Source organism: Gemmatimonadaceae bacterium (assembly GCA_035606695.1).
Taxonomy (GTDB): domain Bacteria; phylum Gemmatimonadota; class Gemmatimonadetes; order Gemmatimonadales; family Gemmatimonadaceae; genus JAQBQB01.
The window spans coordinates 129,985-149,748 of record DATNEW010000039.1 but is presented as its reverse complement, the minus strand read 5'-3'; the positions used below and the strand labels follow the sequence as shown (position 1 = coordinate 149,748).

Genomic DNA, 19,764 nt, shown 5'->3' with positions numbered 1-19,764 from the left:
CCGGCGAGCGATTGCCCGGCGAGCTGACGCGAGAACTACGAACAGCTAGAGCGTCAGCTCGAATCCGTCGCCAACGCAGGATGCGGCAAGACTCGCTGCGCTGACCACCACCTGCGCTCGGCGAATGACGCGACCGCGGAACGTGTAACCGCGCTGCCGCACCTCGATCGCACCGTCGGTGTCGCCGTCGAGCGGCAGTACGCCGACGATCTCGTGGCGATCCTCGTCGAACTCTCCATCGGTCGCGATCTCGTCGAGCTCGACGAGCGATGCCATCGCCCGAGCCTGTCGCTCGAAGTGAGCGATACGATCGCGAGCCGCGGCATCGGGCTCTCGCCGGAGCGCGTGCAGCGCGTCGTCCAACGACTCGAGCACCGCCAGCATGGCGACCGCACGCTGCAACGCCGCGTGATCGTCTTCGATTCGTTTGGCGTCCGCGGCCTCGCGTAACGCGGCAACTTCCCGGGCAGCTTCCTGCTCGGCGAGACGGTTTCGGCTCGCTTGCTCGCGCACGTCGCTCGCCAGGGCGTGGAGGTCGCCGCGAGCGTCGCGTGATGTCTTCCGCATTTCGGCGAGCGCCGTTGAGAGCTCTTCCTTCAGCGAAGTAGACAGCTCAGCTCGGAGCGACGCGGAGAGGCGTTCCGATTGCTCGCGCGCATCGGCGACGATCGTGGCGTGCACGGCATTGACGGCGATCAATGATTCCGCCGCAGCGTCGTTCGCGCTCTTGAGCGACGCGCTGACATCCTGCCGCAGCGACGACACCGCGCCGTCGATGAAGTTGCGAAGCTCCGTCATCGCGTCGCCGAGCGCCGAAGAATTCGCCTGAGCTTGCGTTGGCAGCGCGTCGGTCAATTGCTGTGTCTGCGCCCTCAACGAATCGAGCTGCGCGCACACGTCGGCGAGCCGCGCGACCACAGGTGATTCATTCGCGGAATCGAGAATGCGCGGCCCGGCGAGATCAGTCGAACGACGGGCCGCGCGACGCTGCGAACGCTGTACTTCCGCGCGCAGCGCCTTCAGCTCGGCAGCGAGGCTCTCGCGAATGCCCGCGACTTCGGTCGCGATGGCCTGCCGCGCCTCGATGAATTCTCCCTCCGCGCGTGCAACGACTTCAGAGGCCGCTTGCTCGATCGATCCGATCGCCGCAGTCAGCGCGGCGAGATCGAACGGCGACGCGATCGCGCTGTCGCCGGCGATCGTCGCGACGTCAGCCCGAGCGATGGCCTCGTTGACGAGCCCGACCTGCATCGACGCATCGACACTCGCCGAGATCTGCGGGACGACGAGCGCGGGTCCTCGCGCGAGATCGTCGGCGATGCCGCGGAGTTGAGAGAGCAATTCTGATTCTGCATCGTCCGCGCTGACGGCGATCGCCTCGAGCTCGCGAACCTGCCCGCGCCACGCGGCGAGCAGGTCCGCCCGATCTCTCGATTCTGGTCCGTTTGCGTTCTCCAACTCCATTGTCGCTCCCGCGAGCCGCGCTGCGCGGCCGCTCAATCGCCCTGAGTCTGCACTTGTACGGCTATCGGCATCGTTTCCGTCGACGGCTCCGTAGCCATCGGCACGTAGTACCCTTCGATGTAGCTGTACTCGTCATACACGGCCGTCGCACCGATGTCGTTCAGCACGGCGCCCAGAATTCGTACTGGCGCACGACGCAAGAGCGACAAGCGAGACTCGGCCATGCGACGCTCGGTGGCTCCAGCGCGCAGCACCAGCATCACGTTCCCGGTTGCCGCGCCGAGCGCGAGTGCGTCGGCACCGGCGCCGAGTGGCGCGCTGTCGACGATGATCGCGTTGAAGAGGGGCCTCACCGCCGCGAGCAGTCGCGGCAGTTCATTCGACATCAGTAGCTCGGGCCCGCTGTTGACGCGAGATCCGGACGGAATGACGAGGAGGTTGGCGTGCGTCGAGCGCCGCGCGATCTCGTCGGCGCGAGCGTGTCCCGCCAGGAAATCGGTGAGGCCGGGTTCATTCGCCGCGCCGAACGTCTCGTGCTGGCGACCGCGGCGAATGTCGCCGTCGATCAGCAGCGTACGATACCCCGCCTCGGCGAACGACAGCGCGAGGTTCGCGGCGAGCAGCGACTTCCCTTCCGATGCTCCGGGGCTCGTCACGGTCAGTTGCACCGCGCCCGCGCCCGGCTGTTGATGACGAAGGTTCAAGCGAAGCGCGCGGAATGCTTCGACCGCCTGCGCCGCCTCTTCTGCTGAATGATCGATCTCGGTCGAGGCGTTCATGTGCGGTACGGCTGCCAGGAGGCTGAGCCCAAGCTCGCCGACCTGTTCCGGATAGCGGAGCTTTGGATCGAACCGATCGAGCACGAGCGCGGCGCCGATGCCGAGGACGAGCGCGAACAGTACGCTCACCGCGAGGATGTAGGGCCGCGTGTTCGCAACCGGCAGCGTTGCCGCGTCGGCGACATCGAGCACGCGCGCTTCAGCCACGGTGCTCTGCTCGGCCATGTGCGAATTGTCGAGCTTGCCCTTGAGCGTCGTGTAGAGATTTTCTTTCGTTTGCACGTCGCGGCGGAGTCGCGCTTCTTCGAGCGCGCGCTCGGGGATCGCCTGTAGTTTGCGCTGCGCATCGAAGGCACGCGTGGCAAACTGCCCCTGGGAAGTTTGCAGCCGCGAGAGAATGCCGGATGCGATTTGCGGAATCGTCTGCGAGCGCAGGCGTGTCATCTGCGCCTGAAGATCCTTCACCGGCCGATAATCGTCGGTGAACTGGCGGCGAAGCGCTTGATAGCTCGAGTCGGCTTTGTTGAGCTCGGAGACCGCGGCGCTCAACTCCGGCGCGGACCGCGCGGATGGAATCGAGAGTAGCGCGCCGACGTTGATCGGGCCGCGCTTCGCGTCGCTGATCACGCGCTCGAGGGCCTCGCGATCGTTCTTCAGGCTGTCGCGCGCGGCGCTCGACGCGAAGTATTGCGCCGCGGTCGGATCGCGCATCGCGTCCGTGATCGACTGCTCGCTCGGCTGCGTGATCGCGCTCGTGCGGAATCGCGCGAGCGCGTCTTCGGACGATTTGAGCGAGCCCGATACTTCATTGAATTCCTGCTGAAGATTCTGCGCGACTTCGGTATTGTTGTGCCGCTTGAGCTCAGTACCGGTCGCGACCACTTCGCGCGCGAGCGTGTTCAGCACCGCGGCATCGCGGTCGGGCTGCGCGCCGCGCAGCTTGGCGATGATGAAATTCGAATCGCTCAACTGAACCGTCAGGCGTTGGCGGAGCCAGGCTGACGCCTGTCGTACGGCAGCGACGCTGAACTCCATCTGTCCGCGCGTACCGATCTGTCGAGCCGTCGGCGCCCACTCGAAGCCGAATTTTCTGCCGATCGAGTCGCCGATCGCGCCCGATTCCGGCGAGCCCTTCTCAGGCGTGAGCGTATATCGGCCGTTCGCGAGAGTCAGTGTGTATTTGCCGGGCACCAGTGCGTCCGAAGGACGGAAGCCCGCGAGCGCCGACTGTTGCGATGTATCGCGTGCCGACGCAACGAGACCCATTTGCGCGACGACTTTGTCGAGCACGGCGAAGCTGGTCATCAGATCCGCCCAACCGGCGGCGTCGAGGACGCGTCCGCCCGGGACGTTTGCGGCGTCGTTCGCGCGATCTTCCGCTGGAATCCAGATCGTCGTGTGAACTTCGTATTTCGGTTTGACGAAGCGACTCGCGGCCCAGCCCGCACCGATCCCGACGAACACGAGGGCGAGCACGAGCCAGCGATGACGCCGTACCGCGTCGACGTACCGACGCCACTGAAACGGCGGACTCTGCGTCGACGGTGGCGGACCGGCTGCGGGCTCGGGCCACGCGTGAGACGCGTGTTGAGGAAGCTGCGCGTGTTCTGCTTCGACCGGCGCGTTGCGCCGTGGCTGCGGCACCAATTGACCAGACATACAACGGATAGGTGAGCGACGTCGTGCGCGCGAAGTACTTCTCCGCGTCGCATCCGTAAACAGGCAAGTCTTTGGCCATTTGTCTCATTGCGCTGGTGAGAGGTATCACATGTTTGGTATACGCCGTGCATTGAAGCGAGTCAGGAGAACGTTTGACGCGAGAGAATTTGAATGTCGAGAAATGTGATGAGACACGTCGCATGCAGCGCACTCGCCGCGCTCGTGCTCGGTGCACCGGCAGCGGACGCACAGTCGACGGCGCAGGCGAGTGGACAAGTCGCGGCGCAGGCGTCGCGCGCTGCATCACCGTTCGCAACACGTGAAGTATTGACGGCGCGCAGCTTCACGGTGGACTCGGCCGCGCGGGCGACTAAGGATCGAAAGGTCTGGGAGGACAACGTCGCCGAGCTCGAAAGCATTCGCGACCGGTTGCAGAATGGCGACTTCAACGTTGGCGATCGCGTCGCGCTGCGCGTTGCGAACGTACCGTCTCTCACCGACACCTTCACTGTGCGATCGGGTCGCGTGCTGGAGCTGCCTGACATCGGACAGATTCCGCTCACCGGCGTGCTCTGGTCGGAGCTGACGCCGTATCTCACGAAGCAGATCGGCAAGTACGTGGTGAGTCCGAGCATCGTCGCGCAGCCGTTGATTCGCGTCGCGGTCTCGGGCGCGGTGACGAAGCCCGGCTTCTATTCCGTGCGCCCCGACATGTTGCTGAGCGACGCGCTGATGAGCGCCGGCGGTCCGACGAATCAGGCGAACGTCGATGAAACGACGGTGCGCCGAAACGGCAAAGAGATCGTGAAGGCCAAGCGTCTGCGCGAAGAAGTCGCTTCGGGCGCGACGATCGATCAACTCGACCTGCGCGCCGGTGACGAGATCTATGTGGCCGAGCAAACCAAGCGCGACTGGTCGGATTGGATTCGAACCGGTGCCTACGTCGGTGCCATCGTGCTCAGCGTCTGGGGTGGAACGCGGGTCTTTTGACGAGGGACAGAACGACGGACGCGGAACGACCCGCGTCCGAAGCAGCCGGCAGGAGCAGTAGATGGGTTCAGCAGCACAATCCTTCCGCTACGCGAGGCTTCGCCGCTCGCGGTCGGCGGTGCAGCCTGATGCGGAAACCTCACAAGGCAGCACCTCAGCGAATGACAATTCGACTCAGCAGCAACTCGAGTCGGTAACCGGCGGTCCGTCGCCGGCCGCGGCCGTGCAACCGCTCGTCGTCGCCGGACTCGCGCCGAACGATCTCACGACACTGACGACGGTCGCCGGTGCGCCCGCGGGGAAGCTGCAGTTGAAGGAGCGCGTTCCCGAAGCGGCCGCCGCCGCGGTCGATCCACCGGTGTTTCTCGACCGTCGATCCCGGCCGCGCAACGGCAAGTCCGTGCGTGCGCTGAACGTGACGATCGCCGCGGTGTCGTTGATAGTGTTGTCGCCGGTGATGCTGTTGCTCGCGATCGCGGTGCGTCTGACGTCGAAGGGACCGATCATTTACAAGCAGGTGCGCGTCGGCCGCGACCGGCGACGCTATGACAATCTGTCGCCGGCGGACCGCCGCGCGATCGATGCACGGCATCCGCGCGCGGGCCGAGCGGTGCGCGCGAATGCGCGGCAGGCGCAGAGCGATCGCCGAATGTACAACAAGGCAGTCGCCGTCGAACGCCGGCGCGGAACCGACCGTCGCGCGACGCAGGCGGAAGCGCGCGCCGACGCGCGGCGCCGGCGCATAGCGAATGCGGTGCACGATCGTCGCGTGTGGAACGCGTGCGGGCAGTCCTTCACGATGTACAAGTTCCGCACGATGCGCGTCGACGCCGAAGCGGGCACGGGCGCGGTCTGGGCGCAGAAGAAGGATCCACGCGTGACGCCCATCGGCGGCTTCTTGCGCAAGTGTCGGCTCGACGAGCTGCCGCAGCTCCTCAACGTGCTCAAGGGCGACATGAACATCGTCGGGCCGCGGCCCGAGCGACCGACCATCGTTCCGAACCTGGTCGAGAAGATCGGCTACTATCCGATTCGCCAGCGCACGCGCCCGGGCATCACCGGCTTGGCGCAGATTCGCCATTCGTACGATGCATCGATCGACGACGTGAAGGCGAAAGTGTGGTACGATCTCGAGTACCTGCGCCGGCGCAGCGTTCTTCAGGATCTGCGCATCATGGTGCAGACGCCGCTCGTGATGTTCTTCAAACGGTCGGGGCAATGACGGCCGGGCTTTGAGCGTCGTTCTCGACGCTCGAGCCACGAGGCGTTGGCTCCCACGTCACGGCGTGGCGGCCACGCGCGAACGACCACCAGGCAGCGAGACCGGCCGTCAATCCCACGCACGCCGGCGCGAACGCAGCGGCGTATCGTGACTTTGGGCGCGGCTGCGGCGAATGTCCGAACGCCAGCCCGGTCGCCAGCACAACGACGCCGGCGGCGAACAGCACGCGGGCAATCGACGATGACGCCACGAGTGAAACCAGTCCGACCGCGGCGATGGCACATGCGGGATAGATGAGCGATCGGCTCACCTTGTGCCCCCACAACTGCCACGCATACACGCCGCCGCGCCGCGGATTCAGCAACCGCCGAAAATGCCAGAGCGTGTCGAGCCCATTGATGATCGTGCGCACGTGCCGCCGGTACTCGGAGCTCAACGACGCCGCCTGGCCCCAGAGACAGCACGCGCCGTTTTCCTGCGCCGACCCATACCCGAGCTCGCGCGCGATGAGCGTGCACGCCATGTCGCGTGTCACCTGCGGCGGCAGCGCGACGTTGAACACGTCCCGGCGTTGCGCGTACAGCCCGCCGGTAGCGCCGACGGTGCCCCCCAGCCGCTGCTCGTGCAACCGCAGCCGATTTAGAAAATCATAATAACCGCCGGATGGCGCCACAGCGCTCATCGCCGCGGTCGCACCTTCCGCGAACACGGCGTGCGGCACGACCAGCGCACGCCCCGACACGACGCCCAACCGCGGCTCGGCGATGAGACGACGCACGAGTACCCGGACGGCGTTCGGGTACACGATGATCGAGGCGTCCGTACCGACGACGATCTCTCCGCGCACGACCGCCGCCGCTTGATTCTCAGCGAGAGTCTTGCCGCCGCGCGGCACTACAAGGAGCTCGACGCCGCGATCTGCATACCGTTGAACGATCGCTTCCGTGGCGTCCGTACTGCCGTCGGACACGATGAGAATCTGCAGCCGCTCGCGCGGATAGTCCGTGGCAAGCAACTGATCGAGCGTGCGCGCGATGACGCTCTCCGCGTTGTACGCGGACAGCACGATGCTGACCGTTGGCCACTCGGCCGGATCGGGCGGCGACGATGCATCGGCCTGATCGGGCCGCGCGTACAGCGACAGCACGGCCGGATACAACCATGTCGCCACGGCGAGCGGCGCGGCCGGCGCCGCGACCATGAACCACCGGGGGTCGATCATGAAGCCATGCGTGACGAGCCGCGCATTGCGCCGCGATACACGTCATCGTAATCGGCGACCCACTGCTCGATCGAGTAGCGATGCCGCACGCGTTGACTCGCCTTCGCCGCCCGGCACGCCGTGTCGTCCGCGTTCCCGCGAAGCGCGGCGATCGCCGCCGCGAGCTTTTCCGGTGATTCAGCGGGAACGAGATGCGCGCAGCCGTCGTCGACGACGTCGGGAATTCCTCCAACGCGCGTCGCGACGAGAGGAACACCGGCGGACATCGCCTCGAGCAATACCATCGGCGTTCCTTCAGTGCGCGAGCTCAACGCGACGCAGTCGAACGCGCGAAGCAGTCGCCGCGCGTCGCGCCGCGGTCCGCACCAGTGCACGCGCTTGGCGACGCCGAGCGTGTGGGCAAGCGCCTCGAGACGTGACCGCTCCGGCCCGTCGCCGACGATCGCCAGCGTCGCGCCGCGCAGCGCGGGTTGCGCGAGCGCCGAGAGCATGACGTCGGCCCCTTTCTCGAAGCTCAGGCGGCCGACCCAGCCGATGCAGTATTCCTGCTCATCGATGCCAAGGATGTTTCGCGATGCGGAAGCATCGAGTGCGGGCTGATCCGTTGCGTACGCATTTGGAACGACGTGCAATCGCTCATCGCCGACGCCGCGGGCAGCCAGGACATCGCGCATGGGCCGTGACACGGCGACGACACCGTCGAATCGGCGAAACGCGCGGCATTGGAGCGACTCGAACAGGCGGTTCTTCCAATCGCCGCCGGTGAACCCGTGCACCGTCGACACGATCGGCGTCGAGAGCCGGCGCGCCGCATCCCCGGCGAGCACATCAGCGCGGTAGCCGTGGGTGTGCACGACGTCCGGCGACAGCCGCGCGATGGCGTCGCGAAGCGTCCTCCACTCCCGGACGTAATGCCGCCCCGGACTGACGATCCGAGTGACGGTCGCGCCGCCATGCTCGAGCGCGTCGAGACATGCGGCCGCGCCGTTCGCCGTCGGCACGACGGCAATGACGTGCGCGGCATGGCCGCGTGCGCGCTGGCTGCGCGTCAACAGCTGTAAGACCGATTCCAGGCCGCCGAACTCGGCGGGTGCCACGACGTGCGCGACCGAGAATGCATCAGACATCGCCGTGCTACAGAGGCAAGAAGCACGCGCACCGACTGGCCACGCATTGGCCACGCATTTGCTTCGTTGAGGACGACGATGGCGAAGGAATTCAAGGACGCGAACACCGCTTCGACGGACACCGCCTCGCTCGACCGATCGCTCGTGGTCGGCGTCGCGTGGACGGCCGGCATGAAGTGGTTGACTCAGGTAGTGAGCTGGGGATCGACGCTGTTGGTGGCGCGCATCCTCACGCCCAGCGATTACGGCCTCTACGGCATGGCCATGTTTTACATGGGCCTCGTCGCGCCGATTTACGACCTGGGATTGAGCGCCGCGATCATTCAGCGGCGCGACATGGATCGAGAGCAGGTTGCGCGGCTTGGTGGCCTGTCGCTGATCTACGCGTTCGGCTTCTCGCTGTTGTGCATGGCGCTGTCGCCCGTCGTCGCTTCGTTCTATCACGAGCCGCGCGTCGAAGGCATTGTGCTCCTGCTCAGTGTGATGTTCATGATCACGGCGCCGCAGATGCTGCCGCGGGCGCTGCTCGCCCGCGAGCTCCAGTTCCGCAAGCTCGCCTGGCTCGACAGCGTCGCCGCCATCACGCTGATGGTTGGCAATCTCGTCTTTGCGCTGCTGGGCTTCCGCTACTGGTCGTTCGTGTACGCGGGAATGATCAGCGCGGTCATCACGACCGGTGTGGCGATCAGCTGGGCCCCGCATCGAATCTCGTGGCCGTCACAGTTCAGGAGCATTCGCTCCGCCGCGACGTTTGGATGGCAAGTCGCCTTTGCGCGTGTTGGAGAATACGTATATACGAACGCTGATTTCGCGGTCGTCGGCCGGGCGCTGGGCGGCGCGGTACTGGGTGCCTACACGTTCGGCTGGACGCTGGCCACGATTCCCATCGACCGCGTCAGCGCCCTCGTCGAGCGCGTGATTCCCAGCGTCCTCTCGGCCGCGCAGAATGACGTGGCGGCGCTCAGGCGTTACACGCTGGCGCTGACGGAGGGGCTTGCGTTCATCGTGCTGCCGCTCGCCATCGGCATGTCGATCACGGCGGATCATCTCGTTCGACTCGGCCTCGGACCGCAGTGGAGCGCCGCCGTCGGCCCGTTGCGTCTGCTGGCGTTCTACGGAGGATTCCGCGCGATCGCGACGATCATTCCGCCCGTGCTCGTCGCCACGGGACATGCGCGCCGTGATCTTCACTACACGTTCTTCGCGGTGCTGGTGTTGCCGCCGCTGTTCTTCGCGGGCTCGCACTGGGGCGCTGTTGGCGTCGCCGCCGCGTGGGCCCTTGGATTTCCGATTGTGATGTTTCCGGCGTACCGCTTTGCATTTCGCCTTCTCGGGATGCGCCCGACTGCCTACATCGGCGCACTGTGGCCGGCGTTGAGCTCAACGATCGCGATGGCGTTGATGGTGCTGACCGCGCGGCGCGTGATGCCCGCGACGTATCCGGTCTCCGTTCAGTTCGCCATCGAGGTGCTCGTCGGCGCCATCACGTATGTCGGCGTGATTGCGTTGCGGCATCGCTCGCGTGCGCTGGCATTCGTCAACATGGTGCGCAGACTTCGCGGCGGCGTTTCGGAGGAAGCCGGTGTCGTTCCGGCCGATCCGGAATCGAGCGCCGCGCCGGCCTAGGCGGCAGCCGCGATCTCAGCTCGCGATGCCGAGCGTGCGTTTGGTCGCGGCTCGCGCCACCCGACCCGCGAGCACGATGAGCGGCATCGGATCATCCCATGCGCCGAGCGCATACGCCTTCGCTGAAAACCAGGAGCGCAGCCACTGCGTCGTCTTGAGCTCACCCGCCTTGTGCAGCTCGAGAAACGTCTTGAGGTCAGCTTCCTCATTCACATACGTGACGCCCGGCGTGAACGCCGCCGCTTCGTCGGGCAGCGCGGTGCCGGTGAGGTGACGATACGCAATCCACGCGAAATCGACTCCCGCGCTCACCGCGAGTTGATTGCCACCTTCGGTGCGTGGATTGATCTCGATGAGCTTGAGTGATCCGTCGCGTGCGTCACGCTTGAATTCGACGCCGACCAATCCACGATAGTCGAACGCCTTGAGCAGCTTTCTGCTGAGCGCCGCGACCTCCGGAGCCGCGACGGTCTGTTGCAGCGAACCGTCGCCGAAACGCGGCGGATTCTGACGCAGTTTACGCATCGTCAGCCACGCGCGCTCTTTGCCTTCTTCGTCCCAGAACGCCCAATAGCCGTAAATCTCGCTGTCGTCGCCTGGAATGATTTCCTGAATCATCACCGGCACGTCGAGCGAATTCGCGTGCGCGTACGCCGCCAGGAGCTCGTCGCGCGATCCAACGACGAACACCTTGATGCCTCTCTCGCGCATGCTGGCCGGCCGAAGATCGGCGCCCCAGTACGGCTTGAGAATGGCCGGATACGAGATCGACGCCGCCGCGCGTTCCGCGTCGGCCATGCTCGTCGGCACGAACGTTCCCGGGATGGCAATGCCGGCGCGTTTGGCAATCTCATACTGCTTCGGCTTGTCGATGATCGCGCGGACGGTCGCCGGATCGGGCTGTAAGAACTTGTAATGGTGCTCGAGCTCGAACTGATGATCCGCCAGGAACTGGCACTGCGAATCGGCCGTCGGAAAAATCACACCCGGTTGCGCGAGGCGGTGCCCGAGGCCGAGCAACAGCTCGAGCACGGCATCGTTGTCGCCCGGCACGCCGCGCAACGAGACGACGCGCGCGAAGCGGGTCCACGTGCCCAGCTGCGGATCGCGATCGATGAGCAGCACCGGTATTCCCCGCCGCCCCAGACTGCGCACGATCGCCAGGCCGTTGATCGACGCGCCGAGCACGATCGCCACGGGCCGGCGGCTCTTCTGCCGATACAACCATCGATCGATCGCGTCGATCTCGTCATGTATGCGTTTCATCATCGGGCTTCGATTCCGGCGCCGGAGTAAAGTCGCTCGTAGGCGTCGACCATGCGGTCGATGCCAAACTGGGCCTCCGCATCCCGCTTGCCGGCGGCGGCGAGCCGCTCACGCAACGCAGGATCGGCGAATAGACGCGCCAGTGCGTCAGCAAGCGCGACGGCGTCGCTCGGAGGCACCAACAAACCATTCACGTCGTTGGTGATGACTTCCGGCATGCCGCCCACGTTCGACGCGACAACCGGCCTGCCGGCGAACATCGCCTCGATGAGCGCGAGCGGAAGACCCTCTGACAACGACGACATCGCCCACACGTCGGCGGCCGCGAGGATGTTGCCGACGTCCGCACGATAGCCCAGCAGATGCAGTCGATCGCGCACGCCATGTTGCTCGGCAAGCGATTCGAGTCGGCCTTGCTCGCTACCGGTTCCTGCGATGGCCAACCGCCACGACGGCGCAGTGCCGCGCGCGTTCAACAACACCAGCGCCTCGAGCAGCACGGTGTGCGCTTTCACGGGTTTCAGATTTCCAATCGCAACGACGAGCATTTCGCCGTCGGTCACGCCGAGCTCGCGGCGAACCGCGAGCGGGTCGCCGAGTCGCGGGCGAATGCCGTTGTGCACCACACGGACGCGCTCGGGCGACAGTCGCAGATGCGACGCCAGCTCGTTCGCCGTTGCGGCCGAGACACCGACGACGGCGCGGCTGCGTCGCGCGCTCCACCGCAACGCTTCGCGCCGATATCGCTTGCCCGCGTAGTAGCGGCCGCCGTGCATGGTCATCACGTGCGGCTTCCGAGCGATCGCCGCCGCCGCGCCGCCGTACACCGACGTCAGGAACTCGTGCGAGTGCACGACGTCGGCGCCGCGTCGTTTGAGAATTCGAACGAGATGCGACAGGTATCCGGGATCGACGAACGACGGCGCGTCGAATGTCTCTGGGTCGAAGCCACGCGACTTGAACTCGTTCACGAGCCACGGATCCAGATACGACGGAAGCACCGGCGTGACCTCGTATCCGCGACGCGCCAGCTCCTCGCCCAGCATCAAGACCATATGCTCGGCGCCGCCTGGACCGCTCGTTTCGTTCAGCAGCGCGATGCGCTTCATCGGCAAAACATCCCGGCGGCACGAAGCGCGAAGCCCGTCGTCGTGAGACCCGACGGCACGTCTAATCGCGGCGCCGCGAGCGGATTCGCTTCGCGCGAACGCAGCCAACCGCCGTCCACGCGAAGCCCGGCCGCATAACCGGCAGCGCGCGCCGCGGTCGCCGTTTCGGGCGACCATCGACCATACGGATACGCGATCACCGGCGTGACGCGCGCAAAGCGCTCGCGCAGCCATGCGATCGGCAGCTCGAGCTCGGCGCGCAACGTCTCGCCGTGCAGCGCGGCGAGATTCGGATGACTCCACGTGTGCGAGCCAAGCGTGACATCGCCCGCGCGGGCAACGGCCCGCAACTCGTCCTCCGTGACGCAGCGCGCGTACGCCGGCATCGGTTGAATTCCGTACCCGCGCAGTGCCGCGAATTCGCGAACCTCGGCATCGACACCACGATATCGTTCGAGCGCCTCGCCGCGGAACGCGTTGCCGTCGGCGGTTCCAATGGGCCAACGCACGGCGTCCCACCAGAACGTCCGATCGCCGATGAACGCCGGCGCAACGAACACGGTGCTCGGCAGCCCGCGCGCCCGCAACTCGCCGAGTCCGAGCGTGAGCGCGCCGCGATACGCATCATCGAACGTGATCGCCGCGAATGGACGCCGGCGCGTCGTACCGCGCGCAACCGTCAGTCCAAGCGCCTCCTCGAGTGTCACGACGTCGTGCGTCTCCATCAATGCATCGAGCTGCGTGGCGAACGCCGCCCGTGACAGATGTAACGATCGATCGCCGACCGGCGGCACACCGTCAGGCACGACATTGTGATACGCCAGGACAAGCGAGCTTTCACGAAGTCCGCGACGACGAAGCGCGGGCAATCCGCTGGACCAGATCACGCGCTCGACGGCGCGTTTGGCGAACGTGCGATCGAAGCTGATACGCATCATTGAATCGGCGGCAGCGCCGCCGCGGCGTCGTTACCAACCCACACGGGTGCATACGGCGCAACCGGAGCGCGGCGCGTAGCCCATACGGGACACAGCTTCGCCAACCCGCCGACGAAGCCGACCATGATGAAGAACTGCGCGAAGTAGGCGGCCGAGAGAAACACGCCGCAGACGATGAATCCCAACAGCGATGCCGTGAGCGCCACGGCAAGCGCGTGCTCGGGCGGCCGCGAGGTTTCACGCGGTGTGTCCAGTGCGCGACGGACGTCGCGCGTCGTTCGATAAAAGCGCCAGAGCAAGAACACGAACGCGACCAGCGCCGGAAGTCCCAGCTCGGCGGCGATCTGAATGAACATGTCGTGCGCCTGGAGCGGCGTGACTTCCTGCCCGTGCGCCAAACGCTCGCGCGCCACTTCGGACAACTCGCCCTCTGCAACCGTGTACGCGGCCAGTCCAATGCCCACCACAGGATGATCGGCGATGTAGCCGCGGCCGCGCTTCCATAACTCCAACCGTCCATTGTAGTCGCGGCCCGACCAGTTGTAGTCCTGCGTCGGATTGAGCAGCGTCGCGAGTTGAGTGCGGTACCGCGTGCCCCCAAGCACTCCGATCGCGAGCGCTCCAGCGAGCACGGCTCCAAATCGTACGCGCGCCGGTACGGCGCGATAGCGCAGTGCCATGAAGCCCAGCACCGCCGTGAGGCCAAGGAATCCGCCGCGCGAACCGCCGCGCGCGATGACGTACAGCAGCACCATCATCGTCAGCGCACCGAAGATGCGACGACTACGCCCCGCTTCGCGACGCAGGAAGTAGATCGCGAGCGGCAACGCGCACACAGCCAGGAGTGCAAAGTCGTTGCGATCGTACATCGCCAGATCGGTCCATCCTGTCGGACCAGTGGCGCGCGGCGCGCGCACCATCATCATCGCGGTGTACATCCAGCAGCCCGCGAGCGTGGCGAGCATGATCCACTCGAGATCGCGGCGATTCCGAATGCTCCCCGCGATGAGCACACCCAACAGAACTCGCGGCAGCAAATCCTTGAACAGGAAGACAGTGCTCAGCTGCGGATCGAGACTCGTAGGAATGCTTAGCACCATCAACGCGACGAGCGCCAGCAGAGGAGCGGTCACCGGCGTGAACAACCGCGTCAACGAGCGCTCGCCGCGCCGCGACAACACCAAGCCGGCAAGGCACGCGACGGCGCTCAGAATCATCAACCGCAGCGGCCCAAGTACCGGAAAGAGATCCGGAACGCGCCACAGATGACACACGACCGTCAGGCCGACACCGATCACGAGCAAGTCGGGCCGGCGATCGTCCGCGCTCGCGCGCGCTGCATTCGTCATGGGATGTACTTCACGATGTGTGGACCGAGTGCGGTCGTGACCGGGTATGGCAACCGTTTCCATAGCCGCGGTCCGAGCGCGTACGCCGAGTCGTTCGGCGACGGCGTCTTGGCGACGGGTCCGTTTCCGACGTCGTACCAATGGAGCGCTTCGTCGACCCCGCCCCAGCGTCGCTTGAATTCGTGCGTGCTGGTGCCGGGCGACGAGCGGCCGAAGTTGAATCGCGAAATGCCGGCGTCGATCGCGCGCTCGATGAACGCCCACGTGAGCAGCATGTTCGGGTGCATGGATCGATACGAGTCGAGCTGCGCCGCGTGCAGCAGGTGCACCTCGTCCTCGAACGCGAAACCGCACAAACCGGCGACGGCGGCGCCTTGATGGTACGCGCACGCGAGCCACATGCTGTCCGGGAACTCGTCGGCGATCGTCTCGAAATAGCGAAGCGAATGCGTCGGCGTGCCAAGGTCGCGCATGCGCAGCGCGAACAAGCGGAAGAATTCGTTCGTTTGATCCGCGCCGAACCGCACGGTGATGCCGGACTTCTGCGCCTTCCGCACCGCGCCGCGAACCTGCGAGCGGAGGCCGTCCCACGCGTCGCTCGCGCTGCCCGCGAGCGTCTTCACGACCGCGATCTTTCGATGCGACGCTTCCACACCGATGTTCAACGAAATCGCACTGCGCAACTCGAGCAATGTGCGGCGTCCCATCATCGAACGCGCCGAATCCACCAGCGCGCGCACGGCCGCATCATTCCCGAGTGGTCCCCCATAATCGACAAACGGCATCGAGACCAGAAAATCGCCGAACATCGCGCTCCGTACGCGCGCAACGGTCAGCACACCGGCGAGTAATCCATCGGCATCGCGCGCCTCGAGCGAGACACATTCATGCCCGTAAACGCGCTCGATAACGCGCCGCCATCCAAGAAGATGAAAATGCCGCGCGCCATCCTGACGGCGAACGAACGCGTCCCACTCCGTCGCGGTGCCGTCGAAGTTGCCCACCACAATGCGAGTGCCGCTCGACGTGCTCTCCGTCGCGCGCGTCGCAACGTGTGTCATGCGACGAGCACCGCGTCGCGCGGCGCCGGTCGCTCCAGTCGCGCGCGGAACGACGTGAAACGGAACTCACCGAGCAACCGCGCCACCCGCGCGGTTGTGCGCGACAGGCCGGTGTAGTGGCGCCAGCGCGTCAGCAGCGGTGCGTCGATCCGCGGTTGTTCGGGATCGAGCTCCCACGGATGGATGTAGAACACCGCCGCCTGACCGCGCCGCTCCGATTGCGCGAACGCGCCGCGCACGACGCGATACGGAAAGTGCCGCAAGTACGCGGCGCCCGCCGCGGGAATTCGCGCGCCGAATGCCTTGTACGTCGCGAGCGGAAACTCGAGCAACGTTCCGCTCGGACAGGTCACGACGTGAACGTCTGATGGCGCGTCCGGCGATCCGTAATCGATGCGATGAATCGGAAACCGGCTCGAGTCGTAGCGATACCCTTCCTCGACCAACACTTCGAACGCCCACTCGGAGCGCGGCAGAATCGAGAAATTCGGCGCGCGAAAGCCGACGACGTGCGTACCCGTGATGTCCTCGAGCAATCGCTTGGACGTGCGGAGCTCGTCGCGAAACTCCGCGGACGAAAGATGATAGACGCGCCGGTGCGTCATTCCATGCGACGCGATCTCATGACCGCATTCCGCAATGCGCCGCACGAGCGCAGGCCGGCGCTCGGCGACCCACCCCAACGTGAAGAACGTCGCGGTGGCGTTCGCGTCAGCCAGCAGCGCAAGCGCACGGTCCACATTGCGCTCGACGCGCGACGGCTGCGTCGCCCAGCTCTCCCGCTCGACGATTCCCTCGAACGCCGAAACTTGAAAGTGCTCTTCGACGTCGACGGTGAAGAAGTGCGCGATGTTGTGGGGCGACAGGGGCATCGGAACTGCTCGGGCGGCACCATCAGCGCCGCCCGACAGCCCCGATCAGTCGATCACGGAACCCGGTTCGGCGCGCTCTGCAGCGAGGGGAATCGGCTTTGCTTCAGCAGCACAACCGCTTCGCTCGCACGAAGTTCGACAGAGGTCACAGGGGCACCTACCGTGCCATCGGCATGGAGCGGCAAATAGCGATCATTCGTCGGCAGCGTGAGCGACGCCTTCGTCGCGTCGCCGAACGACGATCCATTCCCGCTCGGACGTACCATCACGAGTGCGCTGCCGAAATCGCGGCCCCACACTTTGTACGATGAGCCGCTTGCATCAGTCCCGCTCGCCACCACGGCGCGCGCGCCACTCGGGCTGCCGATGTTCATCTCGATCGCCTTGAGCCACTGCGTCGAGAACGCCGTGTTCCACGCGTCGTGAATGCCGAACTGCAGGTTCGCGGAATTCGACGGCACCACGAGATAGTAGCTCGCCAGCTGCCACAGCCGTTGACGATCCGCCGCGCTCGCGGAATTGCCCGCGTTGAACGAAGCGGGCAACGTCCCGCCCGACTCCATCTGCAACACGCGGCCCTTGGCGAGCTGCGCATCGATGAAGCTCCAACGGCTCTCCATCGAGTTGTTCGTCGGATTGTTGAAGAGCTCGAGCTCGGCGCCTGTCACCGCGTTCTGCATCGCCGCATCCCACGACGACGTGTACTCCGCCGTGTTGATCATGATCTTCTTCGACGAGCCGAGCGCCGACTGAATCGACGAGAGCTCGCCGACGATATCGTTCTGATAGTTCGTGAAGCTCGGATACTCGCGAACATTCTTGTTGCCGAGCTGGTCCGACATGTCGCCGGAGCCGTGCTCGTCGAGGAAGAGCCCGTCCGCATCGCCCATGTACTGCGCGAGCCGGCTCGCCTGATACGCGCGCAAGCCCGCATCGCCCGGATTCACCACCCAGCGGTCCTGCGTCCAGATGTGAATCGTGAGGCGGCAGTTCGGCGTCGCCGCGGTACCCGCCGGACACTGGCTGCCGTCGTGAAGGAACGCATTCTCGAGCGTGTACTGCGGATGCGCCGCGTACCACTGCGACATGTGCTGGGTGTACGACGTGGCCACGTTCTCGTTTTGCTGTCCGGGCTTGATCACCGACCAGTTGAGCGCGTAGCGAACCACCGAAACCGTCGGATTCGCGAGATGGTACGCCGCCACCGACGTCTTGTCGTCCGCGTCGAGCGTTACGTCGTCGAAGTGCGCCGCGGACCACGCATACTCCGTCGCACGCACGTTCGCGTCCGACTGATACTGAATGCGATAGTCGGAGACGTGAACGCGGATGTGCGACCAGTGCGGCGACTTGACGCTGTACGGCGTCGTCGGCGCCGAGGCGCTGCCCGTCGGATTTCCCTGCTGAGTGACACCGGTGGTGTCCGTCGCTGCCGGCGGCGTCTTCGTCGTGGTGTCCGGCTTCGTCTTGGTCGAGTCGCTCGGCGACTTCGTGCTGTCGCCGGCCGCCTTGATTTCCTTCGCGACGTTGCTGACGCCTTGCGCAACGACGTCGGTGAACGTGTTGCATCCGGAGAGAGTCACTCCGCACACGAGGAGCGCTACGGAAATCATGCTTGCCTTGACGCGGGACACCATGCTGCCAACCTCGACTGCAACCGTCCACCAAACACGAGCACGACACCGTGACTGGTGTCGTGCGTGGTCAAGTGAACGACGCGCGGCAGCGCGCTCGCGTCACGCCTCCAGAAGTGAAATTGCAGAGGGAATCTTTCGAGAATTCTCTCGAGCCCGCTCGACGGTGATATCGACTGCGGTGACGAGACGCTCCACGTCACGTTCCCAGTGATATCGATCACGAATTGCACGCCGGCCCGCTTCGCCCGCGGTGCGCCGGCGATCTTCATTGCGCAGCGACAACACCGCGTGAGCGAAGTCATGCACGTCGCGCGAACGATACGTCACGCCCGCGCCCGTCTCGTGCAAAATGCGCTCGACCGGCCGCGCGTCCGCCGCGACCACCGGAAGCCCAAGCGCCATGTAATCGAAGAGCTTGTTGGCGATCGTCGTGTGCCACTGCTCGCTCGTGTGATACGGCAGAATGCCGATGTCCGTTTGTTCCAGCGCGCGCACCGCTTCGCGGTGGTCGTCGACACGACCGAGGAACTGTACGATCGAGGTGTCGAGATTGAGCCGCTTCGCATGCTGCTCGAACACTTCGCTGTCGCGCCCGCCACCAATGATGCGCAACCGCGCATCAATGCCCTGCGACCGCAGCCGCGCAACTGCGTCGATCGCATCGCCCAACCCGCGCGGAATTTCCAGAATGCCGAGGTATCCGAGTACCAACGCGCCGTCAGGTTCGCGCGCCGTGCGCGACTCCGCGGGCACGACGCGCGAACGTGGCGGCGTGTTCGATACGACGCTGATCCGATCGGCGCCTAACCCCATCGCGCGAAGCCGGTCCGCCATCTCGTCGACGACGCACACCACGTGATCGATGTTCCGCAGCGTGTAGCGCTCCACCGCCGCCGTCGCCGCCGGATTTCGCACGACATAGTCGAGCGGCTTCTGCCGCTTTGCCGTGAAGATTTCCGTCATCAGCGCCGGATAGTTCTCGGCCATGTCGAGCATGACGGGAATGCCCAACCGCCGGCCGACGTGAATCGCGGTTGGCGCGAGTGGGAGATCGCGCACCATCAACACGTCGGCGTTCGCTTCCCGCGCCGTGCGTGTGAGATGCGAAACCCAGCGGGGGTTGAAGAAGAAGGGAAACTGAAGCGCCGCGTCCGCATATCGGCCGAGCGGCAGCGGGCGCAACCGATGCACCGTTGCCTCTGGCAGCTCTTCGCGCCGCGAGCGCCGCCCGAGATTGCGCGCGGTCAAATGCACCGAACGGCCTACGTTCGTCAGCGCGGCACACACTTTTTCGACGCGAACGTCCCACGGATACTCGTGGTTCCACACGTAGACGACGTTCGCCGCTTGTCCAATTGTCCGCTGCACCTACAGTCTCACTCGATTCACGACGGCGATCTCCGGTGCAGAGAGCAGGCCACTCTGCGCGAACAGCCTCCGCCG

General features: G+C 65.5%; 15 protein-coding genes. 3 read left to right on the top strand and 12 right to left on the bottom strand.

What is annotated here, in order from left to right:
• Window positions 1-45: 45 nt before the first annotated feature.
• Both grpE and VN706_21380 read right to left on the bottom strand, forming a co-directional pair.
• Window positions 46-1,464: a nucleotide exchange factor GrpE gene (gene grpE / locus VN706_21385; protein ID HXT18198.1), complete on the bottom strand. Its 1,419-nt coding sequence runs from the start codon at window positions 1,462-1,464 to the stop codon at window positions 46-48.
• A 32-nt stretch (window positions 1,465-1,496) separates the two neighbouring features.
• On the bottom strand, window positions 1,497-3,902 hold the full coding sequence (locus tag VN706_21380; protein ID HXT18197.1) for a polysaccharide biosynthesis tyrosine autokinase: 2,406 nt from the start codon (window positions 3,900-3,902) through the stop codon (window positions 1,497-1,499).
• 186 nt (window positions 3,903-4,088) lie between these two features.
• Here VN706_21380 and VN706_21375 point away from each other — a divergent pair, with 186 nt between their 5' ends.
• Together VN706_21375 and VN706_21370 are read left to right on the top strand one after the other, a co-directional pair.
• Window positions 4,089-4,892, top strand: coding sequence for an SLBB domain-containing protein (locus VN706_21375; GenBank protein HXT18196.1), 804 nt, complete (start codon window positions 4,089-4,091; stop codon window positions 4,890-4,892).
• A 61-nt stretch (window positions 4,893-4,953) separates the two neighbouring features.
• Window positions 4,954-6,114 carry a sugar transferase gene (locus VN706_21370; protein HXT18195.1) on the top strand — a complete coding sequence of 387 codons (1,161 nt, stop codon included), beginning with the start codon at window positions 4,954-4,956 and terminating at the stop codon, window positions 6,112-6,114.
• Here the strand turns inward: VN706_21370 and VN706_21365 are convergent.
• Complete coding sequence (locus VN706_21365) at window positions 6,095-7,336, bottom strand: glycosyltransferase (protein HXT18194.1); 1,242 nt, start codon at window positions 7,334-7,336, stop codon at window positions 6,095-6,097. The two genes, VN706_21370 and VN706_21365, sit on opposite strands and share 20 nt — an antisense overlap.
• A complete protein-coding gene (locus VN706_21360) occupies window positions 7,333-8,463 on the bottom strand; it encodes a glycosyltransferase family 4 protein (protein HXT18193.1) in 1,131 nt (376 codons plus the stop codon). Before VN706_21360 ends, VN706_21365 begins: the two co-directional genes overlap by 4 nt.
• Before the next feature lie 78 nt (window positions 8,464-8,541).
• On the opposite strand from VN706_21360, the gene VN706_21355 reads away from it, so the two are divergent.
• Window positions 8,542-10,089, top strand: coding sequence for a lipopolysaccharide biosynthesis protein (locus VN706_21355; protein HXT18192.1), 1,548 nt, complete (start codon window positions 8,542-8,544; stop codon window positions 10,087-10,089).
• A gap of 15 nt (window positions 10,090-10,104) precedes the next feature.
• On the opposite strand, the gene VN706_21350 is transcribed toward VN706_21355, so the two are convergent.
• The 8 genes from VN706_21350 to VN706_21315 all read right to left on the bottom strand — a co-directional run bounded on the left by VN706_21350 (window position 10,105) and on the right by VN706_21315 (window position 19,689).
• Window positions 10,105-11,358: an ATP-grasp domain-containing protein gene (locus VN706_21350; protein ID HXT18191.1), complete on the bottom strand. Its 1,254-nt coding sequence runs from the start codon at window positions 11,356-11,358 to the stop codon at window positions 10,105-10,107.
• Window positions 11,355-12,464: a glycosyltransferase gene (locus VN706_21345; protein ID HXT18190.1), complete on the bottom strand. Its 1,110-nt coding sequence runs from the start codon at window positions 12,462-12,464 to the stop codon at window positions 11,355-11,357. Before VN706_21345 ends, VN706_21350 begins: the two co-directional genes overlap by 4 nt.
• Window positions 12,461-13,402 carry a polysaccharide deacetylase family protein gene (locus VN706_21340; GenBank protein HXT18189.1) on the bottom strand — a complete coding sequence of 314 codons (942 nt, stop codon included), beginning with the start codon at window positions 13,400-13,402 and terminating at the stop codon, window positions 12,461-12,463. Before VN706_21340 ends, VN706_21345 begins: the two co-directional genes overlap by 4 nt.
• Window positions 13,399-14,751 carry an O-antigen ligase family protein gene (locus VN706_21335; protein ID HXT18188.1) on the bottom strand — a complete coding sequence of 451 codons (1,353 nt, stop codon included), beginning with the start codon at window positions 14,749-14,751 and terminating at the stop codon, window positions 13,399-13,401. Before VN706_21335 ends, VN706_21340 begins: the two co-directional genes overlap by 4 nt.
• On the bottom strand, window positions 14,748-15,812 hold the full coding sequence (locus VN706_21330; GenBank protein ID HXT18187.1) for a FemAB family XrtA/PEP-CTERM system-associated protein: 1,065 nt from the start codon (window positions 15,810-15,812) through the stop codon (window positions 14,748-14,750). The genes VN706_21335 and VN706_21330 overlap by 4 nt, the downstream gene beginning before the upstream one ends.
• A complete protein-coding gene (locus VN706_21325) occupies window positions 15,809-16,684 on the bottom strand; it encodes an XrtA system polysaccharide deacetylase (GenBank protein ID HXT18186.1) in 876 nt (291 codons plus the stop codon). The genes VN706_21330 and VN706_21325 overlap by 4 nt, the downstream gene beginning before the upstream one ends.
• A gap of 53 nt (window positions 16,685-16,737) precedes the next feature.
• Window positions 16,738-18,297: a hypothetical protein gene (locus VN706_21320; protein ID HXT18185.1), complete on the bottom strand. Its 1,560-nt coding sequence runs from the start codon at window positions 18,295-18,297 to the stop codon at window positions 16,738-16,740.
• 123 nt (window positions 18,298-18,420) lie between these two features.
• Window positions 18,421-19,689 (bottom strand): glycosyltransferase family 4 protein, encoded by a 1,269-nt coding sequence (locus tag VN706_21315; GenBank protein HXT18184.1) that lies wholly within the window; start codon window positions 19,687-19,689, stop codon window positions 18,421-18,423.
• Window positions 19,690-19,764 lie beyond the last annotated feature (75 nt).